Annotated in this window: 12 protein-coding genes; 4 read left to right on the top strand and 8 right to left on the bottom strand. The window is 63.5% G+C overall.

Annotated elements, in window-relative coordinates; translation table 11 throughout:
• The first annotated feature begins 82 nt into the window (after positions 1–82).
• Positions 83–709 carry a phosphoadenosine phosphosulfate reductase family protein gene (locus QD228_RS16755; RefSeq protein WP_077379306.1) on the top strand — a complete coding sequence of 209 codons (627 nt, stop codon included), beginning with the start codon at positions 83–85 and terminating at the stop codon, positions 707–709.
• A 97-nt stretch (positions 710–806) separates the two neighbouring features.
• Here the strand turns inward: QD228_RS16755 and cysB are convergent, their stop codons facing one another.
• Entirely contained in the window at positions 807–1,778 is a 972-nt protein-coding gene (gene cysB / locus QD228_RS16760) for an HTH-type transcriptional regulator CysB (protein ID WP_077379304.1), read from the bottom strand.
• A 176-nt stretch (positions 1,779–1,954) separates the two neighbouring features.
• On the opposite strand from cysB, the gene QD228_RS16765 reads away from it, so the two are divergent.
• Together QD228_RS16765 and trxA are read left to right on the top strand one after the other, a co-directional pair.
• The gene (locus tag QD228_RS16765; protein WP_077379302.1) at positions 1,955–2,731 is read left to right on the top strand and encodes a sulfite exporter TauE/SafE family protein; all 777 of its coding nucleotides are present in this window, start codon (positions 1,955–1,957) and stop codon (positions 2,729–2,731) included.
• Between the two features lie 251 nt (positions 2,732–2,982).
• Positions 2,983–3,306, top strand: coding sequence for a thioredoxin (trxA, locus tag QD228_RS16770; RefSeq protein WP_043333971.1), 324 nt, complete (start codon positions 2,983–2,985; stop codon positions 3,304–3,306).
• 159 nt (positions 3,307–3,465) lie between these two features.
• On the opposite strand, the gene QD228_RS16775 is transcribed toward trxA, so the two are convergent.
• From QD228_RS16775 to QD228_RS16795, 5 genes are all read right to left on the bottom strand, one after another.
• On the bottom strand, positions 3,466–4,698 hold the full coding sequence (locus tag QD228_RS16775) for an AI-2E family transporter (RefSeq protein ID WP_254696415.1): 1,233 nt from the start codon (positions 4,696–4,698) through the stop codon (positions 3,466–3,468).
• Between the two features lie 375 nt (positions 4,699–5,073).
• The gene (locus QD228_RS16780) at positions 5,074–6,885 is read right to left on the bottom strand and encodes an acyl-CoA dehydrogenase C-terminal domain-containing protein (RefSeq protein WP_279876109.1); all 1,812 of its coding nucleotides are present in this window, start codon (positions 6,883–6,885) and stop codon (positions 5,074–5,076) included.
• Between the two features lie 323 nt (positions 6,886–7,208).
• Entirely contained in the window at positions 7,209–7,973 is a 765-nt protein-coding gene (locus QD228_RS16785; RefSeq protein ID WP_077379298.1) for an SDR family NAD(P)-dependent oxidoreductase, read from the bottom strand.
• 100 nt (positions 7,974–8,073) lie between these two features.
• A complete protein-coding gene (locus QD228_RS16790) occupies positions 8,074–9,732 on the bottom strand; it encodes an AMP-binding protein (protein ID WP_279876110.1) in 1,659 nt (552 codons plus the stop codon).
• A gap of 269 nt (positions 9,733–10,001) precedes the next feature.
• Entirely contained in the window at positions 10,002–10,604 is a 603-nt protein-coding gene (locus QD228_RS16795) for a TetR/AcrR family transcriptional regulator (RefSeq protein ID WP_054555392.1), read from the bottom strand.
• A gap of 117 nt (positions 10,605–10,721) precedes the next feature.
• Between QD228_RS16795 and QD228_RS16800 the strand changes: the two genes are divergently transcribed.
• A complete protein-coding gene (locus QD228_RS16800) occupies positions 10,722–11,942 on the top strand; it encodes an acetyl-CoA C-acyltransferase (RefSeq protein WP_279876111.1) in 1,221 nt (406 codons plus the stop codon).
• 139 nt (positions 11,943–12,081) lie between these two features.
• On the opposite strand, the gene pstB is transcribed toward QD228_RS16800, so the two are convergent.
• Both pstB and pstA read right to left on the bottom strand, forming a co-directional pair.
• A complete protein-coding gene (pstB, locus tag QD228_RS16805) occupies positions 12,082–12,885 on the bottom strand; it encodes a phosphate ABC transporter ATP-binding protein PstB (RefSeq protein ID WP_077379425.1) in 804 nt (267 codons plus the stop codon).
• 113 nt (positions 12,886–12,998) lie between these two features.
• Complete coding sequence (gene pstA, locus QD228_RS16810; protein ID WP_279876112.1) at positions 12,999–14,165, bottom strand: phosphate ABC transporter permease PstA; 1,167 nt, start codon at positions 14,163–14,165, stop codon at positions 12,999–13,001.
• Between the last annotated feature and the right edge of the window lie 4 nt (positions 14,166–14,169).

A 14,169-nucleotide genomic window follows, 5' to 3' on the forward strand; every position in this document is an offset into this window, starting at 1 on the left:
GCCTCTGCTGATGGCCTTTCCTGGCCATTGATCAGCCCTGCGCCCCGCTCCATCGGACGTGCCCTCGTTCTGGAGACTCCTCATGTCCGATACCTTCGATCTCGCCCGCATCAATGCCGAATTCGGCAACGACCCCGAAGCCCTGACTCGCTGGGCTCTGTCGCTGGACAAGCACGCCATCTGCACCACCAACTTCCGCCCCTTCGAGGCGGTGATCCTGCACATGGTGACGCGCTTCCGTCCTGACATCCCCATCGTGTGGATGGACAACGGCTACAACACCGATGCCACCTATCGTTTCGCCGATGAGGTGACGCGCAAGCTGAATCTGAATCGCATCATCTATCTGCCGCAGCGTACCCGCGCGCACCGTGAAGCCGTCGATGGCCTCACGCCGCATATCGATGACCCGCGCCACGAAGCCTTCACCCGCGAAGTGAAGCTCGAGCCCTTCGAGCGCGCCCTGCGTGAGCTGAACCCCGAGATGTGGTTCACCGCCGTGCGCGCCAGTGACACCGCCTTCCGTGCCGGCATGCAGCCGGTCTCGCTGAACGGCGATGGCCTGATCAAGGTCGCACCGGTGCTCCACTGGTCCTCCAAGCAGATGCACGAGTATCTGGTCGCCCACGACCTGCCCAACGAGTTCGACTACGTCGACCCGACCAAGGCGGAAGACAACCGTGAGTGTGGCCTGCACCTGGCGCACTGATCCTGCCGGTCACACGCAAAACGCCCGCCTCTCAGGAGGCGGGCGTTTTCATTTGCGCAATGGCAGATCAGGCGAGCGGCACTCAGCCCACCGGCACTCAGCGCACCGGCAGCTCGATATCGTGGAAGATCTCGTGCTCGTGGCGCGGGCCGGCGGCCAGTGCCGCCTCGACACGATCGCGTGTCAGGTGCGGCGCGAAGCGTTCGACGAATTCGAACATGTAGCTGCGCATGAAGGTGCCGCGACGAATGCCGATCTTGGTCGTCGAGCTGTCGAAGAGATGCGTCGCATCCAGCGCCACCAGGTCCTCGTCCGCCACCTCGTCCACCGCCATGTGCGCGACGATGCCGATGCCCATGCCCAGGCGCACATAGGTCTTGATGACATCGGCATCCGAGGCGGTCAGCACGACATTGGGTGCCAGGCCATGTGACTTGAAAGCATCATCCAGCTGGCTGCGCCCGGTGAAGCCATAGGTGTAGGTGACCAGCGCATAGCTGGCCAGTGTCTCGAGGGTCAGCTCCTCGCCATTGGCCAGTGGGTGATCCTTCGGCACCAGCACGCAGCGATTCCAGCGGTAGCACGGCAGCAGGATGAGGTCGTTGAACAGCTCCAGCGACTCGGTGCAGATGGCGAAATCGGCCTGCCCCTCACTGACCATGTTGGCGATCTGCTTCGGGGTGCCCTGCTGCATGTGCAACGCGACATCCGGGTACTTGCGCGTGAAATCGGCGATCACCGGCGGCAGGGCATAGCGTGCCTGGGTGTGGGTGGTGGCGATCGCCAGACTGCCACGGCGATCATCGCTGTGTTCCTGCGCGACATGCTTGATGTTCTCCACCGTGCGCAGCACCTGGCTTGCCAGCTCGACGATCGACTCACCCGCCGGCGTCACGCGCGTCAGATGCTTGCCACTGCGCGCGAAGATCTCGACGCCCAGCTCATCCTCCAGCAGACGAATCTGCTTGGAGATCCCCGGCTGTGAGGTATAGAGGCTCTGAGCGGTCGCTGACACGTTCAGATTGTGTCGGGTCACTTCCCAGATGTAACGCAACTGCTGGAGTTTCATGCGACTTCACTCTCCTGAGAAGCCCCGTCGACGCGGGAGAGCGCGACAGTGGCCCGGACATGGCCGTTCACCCTGCTAAGATGATCGGGCGATAAAATCATGAACAATGATTCCTTTCGGGAATATACAGTCAAGAGTAGATTGACGGCAGTAACCTGACAAGGGGTAGACAAGGGATGGATGTCACACAGCTGCTGCTATACGTACTGGCAGGCGCCGGAGTGGGCTTTGCGGTCGGTGTCACCGGCGTGGGCGGTGGCTCACTGATGACACCGCTGCTATTGATGTTCGGCTTTCCGCCGCATGTCGCGGTCGGTACCGATCTGCTTTACGCCGCCATCACCAAGGCCGGCGGTGCCTTCGCGCACCATCGCCAGGGGCATGTGGACTGGACCATCACCCGTCGCCTGGCCCTGGGCTCCATCCCCGCCGCGCTGGTGACCATCGGCGTGCTGCATGCCTTCTTCACGGACCCCACCGCCTACGCAGGCCTGATCAAGGGCATGCTGGGCGTGATGTTGATCCTCACCGCCGGCGTGCTGCTGTTCAAGAAACGTCTGTTGGGCCTGATCAGTCCGGAAAGCTTCATCGTGCGGCATGCGGCACCGCTGACCGTGCTGTCGGGCATCGTGCTGGGCGTATGCGTCACCCTGTCCTCCGTCGGCGCCGGTGCCTTCGGGGCGGCCGTGCTGATCATGCTGTTCCCGCTTCTGAGCACCGCACGCATCGTCGGCACCGATATCGCCCACGCCGTGCCACTGACACTGGTCGCAGGCCTGGGGCATCTATGGCTGGGCAATGTCGATTTCCTGCTGCTCGGCGCATTGCTGGTCGGCTCCCTGCCTGCCATCAGCCTTGGCGCACGCCTGACGCGCCACATGCCCGGCAGCCTGTTGCAGGGGCTGCTCACCACCCTGCTGCTGGGGCTTGGCATCCGCTACGCCTTCTTCTGATCCCGCCCTTCCTCTGCTGCTGCACGCGTAATCCAGACCAATGTCGCAGCAGGCAATCGTGATTGCCTGCTGCGTGGCTATTCCCTCCAACCAATAAAACAGCTATAAAAATACCAACGATCATAACCCCGTGCTATTGAGTCGATGGACAATGCCCATTTGTCAGTGATGGAAAGTGGCGCTACCATCGGACGCAGCCTGCATGTCCGGCAATGCCGCAGACAGCGAAACGAATCCCCTGGAGAAACAAGATGTCCAATCACGTCGATGTCACCGGCGCCAACTTCGAACAGGAAGTTCTCAACGCTGAAGCCCCGGTACTGCTGAAGTTCTGGGCGCCCTGGTGTGGCCCGTGCAAGATGATGGCGCCGGTCGTCGAGGAAGTCGCCAACGAGAAGGGCGAAGGCCTGAAGATCGTCAACGTCAATGTCGATGACGCACCGGAAATCGCCGCCGAGCAAGGCGTGCGTGGCGTGCCGACCGTGATCCTGTTCAAGTCCGGCGCCAAGGTCGCCTCGCTGGTCGGTGCCCAGTCCAAGGGACAACTGAGCCAGTTCATCGAGCAGAACCTCTAAACCGGTCCGCTCGAAGGTGGCTGCCCCGGCAGTCACCAGGCACGAGATGAACACCAGAAGGCCCCGTCACGCTCAACGTGACGGGGCCTTCTGCATACCCTTCTGCATTCAGGGGGGCGCGGGCTCATCGAGCCCGCGAAGACACGCCTTGCCGACGCGCTATTCCTCCGCCATGCGTCGGCGACGTCGAATGCGTCTGGCGGAGGGTCCCAGCAGGCGTGCCGCCCAGCGCGTGCCCGGGTGCGAGTCGAAGGCGATCTTGAGCGTCATGGTGATCGGCACCGACAACAGCATCCCCACCGGGCCGAACACCCAGCCCCACACCACCAGTGACAGGAAGGCGGCCAGTGTCGACAGCCCCAGCGTCCGCCCCATCACGCGCGGCTCGATCATGTTGCCGAGAATGAAATTGATCGCCAGGTAGCAGCCGCCCAGCATCAACGCCTTGACTGCCCCACCCTCCGGCATCACCAGCGTCAGCAATACTGCCGGCACCGCGGCCAGCGCCGACCCGATATTGGGAATGTAGTTGAGGCAGAAGGCCAGCGTGGCCCACAGGAAGGCGAACTCCACATCCAGTGCCAGACAGCTGATGCCGACCAGCGCACCGGTCACCAGACTGATCAACGTCTTGACCGCCAGATAACGTCGCAGCGTCAACGAGAACAGCGTAAAGCGGCGCAGACTGACATGCGGGCTGCGCAGGGTGGTGATCAGCTTGTCGCGCAGCGACAGGGCTTCGTACAACAGGAAGGTGGCCGTCAGCACGATGATGACACTGGAAGACAGCAGGCCGCCCAGCCCGGTGAGCAGGTTGGGCACCCATTGTGTCAGCGATGCCGGATCCACCAGCTCACTGAAGCGCGCCGGCGCGATGGAGACGCCGTGGCCCGCCAGCCATTCCAGCATGCTCTGATACTGCTCCCGCAGGCTTTCCTCCAGCTTGGGCATCTCATCGCTGAACAGGGTGAAGCGTGAGACCAGCAAGGCCGCCAGCGAGGAAAACAGGATGCAGACCGTCAGGATGACGATGGGCACCCCGAAACGCTGGCCGATGCCGTGTCGGGCCAGCCAGCGCACCGGCGCATCACAGACCGCCGCGACAAACACCGCCATCAGCAGGGGGACCACCAGGTCTGCCGCCATCTTGAGGCCACCGATGATCACCACCAGCGCGGCCATGCCGACCAGCAGCGGATGGATCTCCAGCGCCTTGCGGACCTTGGGGACATGGCGAGAACGCCCGGAAAGCTCCAGCGCTTCCTGCTGACGCTCGTCTCGCGGCACCTGCATGCGTGCCACGGCCTCCTCGGCGGAAGTGCCCTCGCTGACACCGCTAGGCTCACCCACCATCATGTCATGCGCGTCGTCGCCGCCCTCACTGCTCGGCACTTCGGGCCTCGATGAGGCCTGCTCAGAGCGGGAGGACCGCCCTGACTCCTGCGCGGCCTCTTCAGGGGTATCGTTAGCCTGCATCCTGCGCCACCTATCCTGTCAGTTACTGCAAATTGAGTCCCGCATGTCATCTCCCGCGCACTGGGAGGGACAGGCTGTCACTGCGACTATCTTGGGCGTCTGACCGTCACAAGCCAAGCGCAGGACACAAAGAGAAGAGAATGTTCTGCAGACCGGCGCGACCCGTGCAGGAATGACCCGCCACAAAAAAGGGGAGACCGAAGTCTCCCCGAGAAATCCGAGTCAGAGCGCACTGACTGGAGGCACATGATTGCCTGACAAACAGACCGAATTCAGCGTGTGGACGTGAGATCAGATCTCGAACCCGCTGCCGAAGCCCTCCACCGCAGGTGCCATCAGCGTCTCGCCGCCGGCACGAATCATCGCGGCGTGCCCCTGGGTACGCGGCAGGATGCGCTGGAAGTAGAAGCGTGCGGTATCCAGCTTGGCCTGGTAGAAGGTCGCGTCCCCCGTGCCAGATGCCAGCGCGGCTCTGGCGGTCTCACCGGCACGCGCCCACAGGTAGCCCAGCGTGACGTAACCGGCATACATCAGATAATCGACACTGGCAGCACCGACCGCCTCGCGGTCCTGCATCGCCCCCATGCCCACCGCCATGGTCAGCTCACCCCATTCGCGGTTGAGCTCCGCAAGTGGCGAGGCAAATTCGCTGCCTTCGCTGGCCTGACAGAACTTGTGGATCTCCTTGGTGAAGACCTTGAGCGACTCGCCCTGGCTCATCAGGATCTTGCGTCCCAGCAGGTCCAGCGCCTGGATACCGGTGGTGCCTTCATAGAGCAGCGTGATGCGCGCATCGCGCACGAACTGCTCCATGCCCCACTCCTGGATGAAGCCGTGGCCACCGAACACCTGCACCCCATGGTTGGTCGCCTCGAAGCCGGTCTCGGTCAGGAAGGCCTTGACGATGGGCGTCAGCAGGCCCAACAGCGTGTCGGCACGAGTCTTCTCTTCGCTGTCCGACGCATTCTCGACAAGATCATTGAGCTGGGCGGCGTACATCACCAGCATGCGTCCGCCCTCGGCGATGGCCTTCTGGGTCAGCAGCATGCGCCGTACGTCCGGGTGCACGATGATCGGGTCGGCTGCCTTCTCCGGCGCCTTGGCCCCCGAGAGAGCTCGCATCTGCAGACGGTCTCGCGCATAGCTCAGCGCATTCTGGAAGCTGGCTTCGGCCAGCGCCACGCCCTGGATGCCCACGCCAAGCCGCGCGGCATTCATCATGGTGAACATGCAGGCCAGCCCCTTGTGCGGCGGGCCGACCAGATAACCGATCGCGGAGTCGAAGTTCATCACGCAGGTCGCGTTGCCGTGAATGCCCATCTTGTGCTCGATGGAGCCACAGCTGACACCGTTGCGCTCTCCGGCCTCGCCACTGGCATCCGGCAGGAACTTCGGCACCACGAACAGCGAGATGCCGCGTGAGCCTTCCGGCGCGTCCGGCAACTTGGCCAGCACCAGATGCACGATGTTCTCCGAGAGATCGTGTTCGCCGGCGGAGATGAAGATCTTGGTACCGCTGATGGCGTACCCCTTGCTGCCATCGGCGTCATCCAGTGGCACGGCGCGGGTCTTGATCAGCCCCAGATCCGTGCCACAGTGCGGTTCGGTCAGGCACATGGTGCCGGTCCAGCGGCCTTCGACCAGCTTGGTCAGATAGGTCTGCTTGAGCACCTCGCTGCCATGATGCTCAAGGGCGTTCATCGCGCCATGTGACAACCCCGGATACATGCCCCACGAGAGGTTGGCGGAGGCGACCATTTCCGAGAGCACCATCGCCAAAGACGGCGGCAGGCCTTGGCCACCGTGCTCCGGTGAGGCTGCCAGACTCGGCCAACCGCCCTCGACATACTGCTGATAGGCGGCCTTGAAGCCACGCGGCGCCTTCACCTCTCCCCCCTCGAAGGTACAGCCCTCGAGATCGCCCGACTGGTTGAGCGGCGTCAGCACCTCGTTGGCAAAGCGTGCCCCTTCCTCGAGAATCGCGCTGACGATGTCATCACTGGCATCTTCGCCACCCGGCAGGCGGGCGTAATGCGCGGGGTAGTCGAGCAGCTCATTCATCACGAAGCGAATATCGCGCAAGGGCGCCTGATAGTCGGGCATGCTGTACTCCTTGTGCCGTCGCGACGCGGCGGCGATGACCTGACACAGCCACTTCCGAGCATCTGAAAGCGGGAAATGGTGGCTATGCACATGAATGGGGGCGTGGCAGCCGGATCCTTTCGCGGGATCGACCCGACCACTATCAAACATTCGTTTGAAATTAGCGCCACCCCGATCGTCAGTCAAGCGATCGTTTGATCGTGGCCGTGAGACATTGGTGGCACGCGGACACAAAAAAGCCCGACCACTCATGTGGTCGAGCAATATCTCCCCCAGAGATTCCTTGCTTTCAGGTCGTCGTGCGTGATCGCGAGACGGCAGGCTCAGGCCATGCGGATGCTGCCGTCGAGACGGATCACTTCCCCATTGAGCATGCCGTTGGTGATGATGTGTTCGGCCAGGCGAGCGAATTCATCGGGCCGCCCCAGGCGCTTGGGAAACGGAACGGCCTCGCACAGCGCCTCGCGAGCAGGCTCCGGAATGCCTGCCATCATCGGTGTCTCGAACACGCCAGGGGCAATCGCCATCACGCGAATGCCGTGACGCGCCAGTTCGCGTGCCATCGGCAGGGTCATGCCTGCCACCCCGGCCTTGGAAGCACTGTAGGCACATTGCCCTATCTGGCCATCGAAGGCCGCGACCGAAGCGGTGTTGAGAATGATGCCGCGCTCTCCGTCTTCCCCCTCGGCCACATTGCGCGCCATGCGGGCCGCCGCGAGACGCGCCACGTTGAAGGTACCGCTCAGATTGATGGCCAGGGTCTTCTCGAACCCTTCCAGCGGCGCCGGTTCCCCCTCGCGATCCACCAGCTTGGCGACGCTCACCACGCCCGCGCAGTGGATCACGCCATGAAGGGCTCCGAAGCTCTGCTCGGCGACATCCAGCGCCGCGCTCACGCTCTCGGAATCGGTGATATCGCAATGACAGAAGCGTGCCGACGCACCGAGTGCCGCGGCATGCTCGCGTGCGGCCTCGGAGATGTCAGCCAGTACGACGCGTCCACCGGCGGCCACCAGACGGTCCGCTGTGGCAGCCCCCAGGCCGGAGGCGGCACCCGTGATCAGGAAGCAGTGCTCGGCAATCTTCATGCATGACTCTCCAGATGGCACCCGGCGCATCCGCTGCCGGGTCGTTCAATGACGATCATCCTGCGGCAGCCCGCAAGGGGCGAAGCGGCAGCCGCGGGTCTCACTCCTCGCGAGCTTCGGCGCGCAGCAGGAATCGCTGGATCTTGCCCGAGGGTGTCTTGGGCAGGCTGTCCACGAAGCTGATCTCGCGGGGATAGCTGTGGCCTGATAGCCGCTGGCGCACTTCGCTGCGTATTGCCTCGGCGAGGGTTTCATCCCCGACATGTCCGTCGCGCAGCACCACGTAGGCCTTGATGATCTCGCCGCGCAGGTCATCCGGCTTGCCGACCGCCGCGGATTCCGCGACGGCGGGATGGGCAAGGATGGCGTTCTCGACATCCGCCGGGCCAACCCGATAACCCGAGGTGGTGATGATGTCGTCGTCACGGCCGGCGAAGGTGAAGCGACCATCAGGCTCCGCGACGACTACATCCCCGGTCAGGTAATAGCCTTCGACACAGGGCTGTTTCTCCTGCCAGGTATAGCCGGAGAAGAAATAGGCGGGGGAATTGGCGATATCCACCGCCAGCACGCCCGGTTCACCGGGCGCAAGCTCCCGATATTCGGCGTCCAGCACGGCCAGGCGATAGCCGGGCAAGGGGAAACCGACGCTGCCGATGACCACCTCATGCGCCAGAGCATGATGATTGCAGCAGACCATGCCGACTTCGGTCTGACCGTAGTGATCCATCACCGTGCAGCCAAGCTCACGGGCGACCCAGCCCACCACCTCGGTATTGAGCGGCTCGCCGGCCGAGCTCGCCACGCGCAGCGTCAGGCGCTCGAAGGCCCCCTCCCCGAGCCCGGAGGCCTTGAGCATCCGATAGGCCGTGGGCGCCGCCGCGAAGTTGTCGATGGCGTGGCGCTGCAGGAAGTCCAGCCCGCCCTGCGCGCTGAAGGGAGCTTGCATGAAGTAGGTGGTGGCACCCAGCAACAGAGGTGCCGTGATCCCGTAGTAAAGCCCGTAGGCCCAACCGGGGTCGGCCATGTTCCAGAAGCGCTCGCCGGGTCGCAGATCCACTGCCAGCCGCTGATAGAGCCAGAAGGCCGGCAGCGCATTCAGTGCCACCGCCACCCCCTTGGGCTTGCCGACCGTGCCGGAGGTGAACATCTGCAGGAAGGGCGCATCACTCGGCAATTGTACGGGCGGTTGCGCCAGGGGCTCGCTTTGCATCAGGGCCTGCCAGTCCAGATCCCCCTCATCCAGTGCCTCCCCCTCCCCGCGCACGCAGATGATCGGTGGATGGCTCGCAAGCGCCCTGAACTTGGCACGCTGACCGGACTCGGTGATCACGACACTGGTCTCGGCGCGCGACAGACGGTAGGCGAGCGCATCCGTTCCGAAGGCCGTGAACAGCGGCTGATAGATGGCGCCCAGCCGCCAGGTGGCGGCCAGCGCGATCAGAAGCTCAGGCGTACGCGACAGCATGCAGGCCACGCGCTCGCCGGGTCCGACGCCCTGCGCAGCCAGCGCCGTGGCCATGCGAGCACTCTCGAGATCCAGTTCGGCGTAGCTGAGCGTGCGTACCTTGCCATGCTCATCCTCGTGGACCAGAGCGATGCGCTCGCCCTGCCCGGCGCGCAGGTGCCGACCGATGCAGGCGTCAAAGGCATTGCCCATGTGCCCTTGCCCGGAGGACGTCAGGAGTTCATCGCGCAACGCATCGATGTCGAAATGCTCCAGATACTCGCTCAGCGTCTGGCTGGCAGCCGGTTGCATGGCGGATGAATTCGCAGGTTCGTCAGATGTAGCGACATATGTAGCGACATATGCAGCAGAGGCGGCGCGTGACGTGCGGTTTGTTGTTGTATCGCTTGGCGTCATGGCGTGACTGGCTCCTGAGTGGCGCTCCGGGGCGGATCGAGATGGCTGGGCGTCAGTCATCTACAGTTAACGTAAACGTCAAGTTAGCGACAAGCCTGTCGTGCGGCAAGCATTGTGGCGCTCGACTGGCCGAAAGTTGCAGACGCCGTGTAACGGACGCTCGCTCAGGGAAGACGACACAGGCTGTCGACCAGCGCCTCGGCCAGCTCATCCGGGGAACGCTCACCCTCGGGACGGTACCAGCGTACGCTCCAGTTGAGCGCCCCCAGCATGAACTGGCGCAGAAGCAGAGCGTCTCCCTTGAGCAGTCCCGCGGCGACGGCCGCCTCGATGGCGTCGCGCCACAGGGCTTCATACTCGTCACGCAGATGCACGAGATGCTCCCGCGAGGCTTGCTCGAGGCGACGCCATTCGTAGAGCGCCACGACATGCGCATTGCGGTCCGTCAGCAGGGTTTCCAGATGCGCCCGCGCCAATGCCAGCAAGCGCTCTCGCGCCTGCTGATGCCGTGATGCGGGGGCTGAGCCGGCTTCCAGCCGCGCGAGATGCTCACGCGCGATGGCCAGTGCGCTGAACATGCCCTCCTCGATCACCGCGCACAGGATTTCCTGCTTGTCAGCGAAGTGATGGAACAGGCTGCCGGACTTGATGCCCATTTCCTGGGCCAACATGCGAACGGTGGTGCGATCGAAGCCCTCCTCCACGAACAGACGGGCGGCGATGCGTACCAGCTCCTTGCGACGGGGTGAGGCGGTGGCTACATTCATCGTATAACTAGCGCTTGCTTGGTTTATGGGATTGAATGGATCAAAGCACAGCCACGCAATGATCACAACGCCGAACGCCACAGGTGATCTTCCAATAACAAGACACTGGAGACCGTCATGACGACCGCTTCCCGCACCACGCCAAGCCCCACCACCGCCGCTGACGACATCGTGATCCTGTCCGGGGCGCGCACGCCGATGGGCGGGTTGCAGGGCTCGCTTTCCAGCCTCAGCGCACCGCAGCTCGCCGCCGTGGCCATCAAGGCCGCCATCGAACGCTCAGGCCTGACACCTGCCGATATCGATGAGGGCATCTTCGGATGCGTACTGCCGGCAGGCGTCAAGCAAGGCCCGGCACGTCAGGCCATGCGCCAGGCCGGAGTCCCGGACAACATCGGCGCGACCACTATCAACAAGCTGTGCGGTTCCGGCATGAAAGCCACCATGCTCGCGCACGACCTGATCCGTGCCGGCACCAACCGCATCATGCTGGCGGGTGGCATGGAATCGATGTCCAATGCCCCGCACCTGCTCACCCAGGCACGCGGCGGCTATCGCCTCGGACATGGAGAACTGAAGGACCACATGTTCTTCGATGGCCTGGAAGACGCCGAGACCGGCAAGCTGATGGGCGTGTTCGCCCAGGAAGTGGCCGATGCGCGTGGCTACGATCGTCAGCGCATGGATGACTTCGCCATCGAATCACTCAAGCGCGCCATGGCCGCCACCGAGGCCGGCGACATCGCCCCGGAAATCGCGCCGGTGACGGTCAAGAGCCGCAAGGGCGAGAGTCTCGTCGAGCAGGATGAACAACCCTTCCAGGCCAACCTCGACAAGATTCCCACGCTGCGTCCGGTATTTGCCAAGGACGGCACCATCACTGCCGCCAATGCCAGCTCCATCTCTGACGGTGCCTCGGCCCTGGTGCTGACCCGACGTGATGAGGCCGAGCGTCGTGGCCTGGCCGTCAAGGCCCGTATCGTCGGTCACAGCACCCACTCCCAGCACCCCAGCGAATTCACGCTGGCCCCCATCGGGGCCATCGATTCGCTGATGCAGCGACTGGAGTGGACCACCGAGGATGTCGATCTGTTCGAGATCAACGAGGCCTTCGCCGTGGTGACACTGCTGGCGATGGATGCCCACGACATCCCGCACGACAAGGTCAATGTCTTCGGGGGTGCCTGCGCCCAGGGTCACCCGGTGGGCTCCACCGGATCACGCATCATCGTCACCCTGATCAATGCGCTGGAACGGCGCGGCAAGAAGCGCGGCATCGCGGCACTGTGCATCGGCGGCGGTGAGGCCACCGCGATCGCCGTCGAACTGGAAGGCTGAGCCGGGAACGGGGGCTGAGCCAACCTCGCGTTCCAGCACGTCTGACATGACAAGCGCCAGACACGACAGAAGGCCCGGATCCATGATCCGGGCCTTCTGTCATCTTCGGGAATCATTCGCGCCGAGACGGCGCCAGTCCTCAGCCATAGCGACCGGTGATGTAGTCCTCGGCCTTCTTGGTGTGCGGATTGGAGAACATCGTCTTGGTGTCGTTGTACTCGATCAGCTCGCCCATGTGGAAGAAGGCGGTGTAATCGGCGACACGCGCCGCCTGCTGCATGTTGTGGGTCACGGTCACGATGGAGAACTGGGTCTTCAGCTTGTCCATCAGGTCTTCGATGGTCGCGGTGGAAATCGGGTCCAGCGCCGAGGTCGGCTCATCCATCAGGATGACGTCCGGCTTGACCGCGATCGCACGCGCGATGCACAGGCGCTGCTGCTGACCACCGGACAGCGAGGTGCCCGGCTGATCCAGAATGTCCTTCACCTCTTCCCACAGGCCGGCATCACGCAGCGCGCTCTCGACCAGATCGTCCTTGTCGGCACGACGGCTGACCAGGTCGTGCATGGTCGGCGCATAGGCGATGTTGTCATAGATGGACTTGGGGAACGGGTTCGGCTTCTGGAACACCATGCCGACACGGCGACGCAGTGCCACTTCATCCATGTTGCGGGCATTGACGTCACGCCCATCCATCTCGACCAGACCCTCGATGCGCACGCTGCGGATCAGGTCATTCATGCGATTCAGGCAGCGCAGGAAGGTCGACTTGCCGCACCCGGACGGCCCGATCAATGCGGTGACATTCTTCTGGAAGATGTCGATGTTGATGTTCTTCAGCGCCTGCTTCTCGCCGTACCACAGGTTGAGGTCTTCCACACGGATGGCCAGCTCATGATTGGCCTCTTCGTTGGTCACGATCGGTGTGCCGGGGCGTGCCATGGCGACAGGCTTGGCGGGGGTGGCGACGGTGCTGTTCATGTCTCGTATTCCTTGTTCAGTCGTGGGTCTGGTCATGTCGTGCGTCCCGCCTCGGCGGGACGTGATCCACCGACCTACCAGCGACGCTCGAATTTCTTGCGCAGCATGACGGCTGCGGCGTTGAGGAAGATCAGCACTGACAGCAGCACCAGGATGCCCGCCGCAGTCCGCTCGACGTAGGCCTGTTCCGGCTCACCTGCCCAGGTGAAGATCTGGGCCGGCAGCACGGTGGCCGCCTGGGTGATGGAGGTCGGTGCATCCGGAATGAAGGCCACCATGCCGACGATGATCAAGGGAGCGGTTTCCCCCATCGCCTGCGCCAGACCGATGATGGAACCCGTCAGGATACCCGGCAATGACAGCGGCAGAACGTGATCCCGCACGACCTGCCAGCGCGAGCAGCCAACGCCGAAGGCTGCCTGACGAATGGTGTCCGGCACGCTGCGCAACGCGGAGCGGGTGGTGATGATGATCACCGGCAGCGTCATCAGCCCCAGCGTCAGACCACCGACCAGCGGGGACGAGCGCGGCATGCCGAAGAAGTTGATGAAGATCGCCAGGCCCAGCAGACCGAACAGGATCGACGGCACCGCCGCCAGATTGTTGATGTTGATCTCGATCGCCTGGGTGAGGCGGTTGTCCGGCGCGAACTCCTCCAGGTAGACCGCGGTCAGCACGCCGACCGGGAAGGCGAAGGCCAGAGTGACCAGCAACGTCAGGATCGTGCCCATCGCCGCCGACCAGATACCGGCATATTCCGGCATCTTGGAATCACCGGTGGTGAAGAAGTTGATGTTGAACTTGAGCTCGGCCGTGCCGTTCTCGACCATGCGATCCAGTACGGCGATCTGCTTGGGCTTAAGATGCGCCTTGTGGCCCTTGAGGTACTGATCCACCCGGTCGTCCGCGATCACCCAGGTCTCGAGGGTCTGGCCCAGCAGCTCCGGGTTGGCCTTCATCTCGCGTGGCAGCTGACGCAGCCAGCCGCGGCTGACGAGCTCACGCACATTTTCTTCCACCGCCGCGAGCGGAATCTCGCGTGACTGCTCGCTGTAGGTGACCGGTACCTTGAGCTCCGCCTGCTGGAAGGCCGGATAGCCGCGCATCAGCATGTCGCCGATGAACACCACCAGGAAGGTTGCCGCCAGGGCCAGCGCCGCCATGGACATGTACTTCAGGCGCTGAGTGCGGCGATGACGGCCCTTGAGCTGGGCCGAGATATCGTCGAAGGAATGGCTCATGTCT

Origin of the sequence: Cobetia sp. 3AK (assembly GCF_029846335.1) — a bacterium.
GTDB lineage: Bacteria > Pseudomonadota > Gammaproteobacteria > Pseudomonadales > Halomonadaceae > Cobetia > Cobetia marina.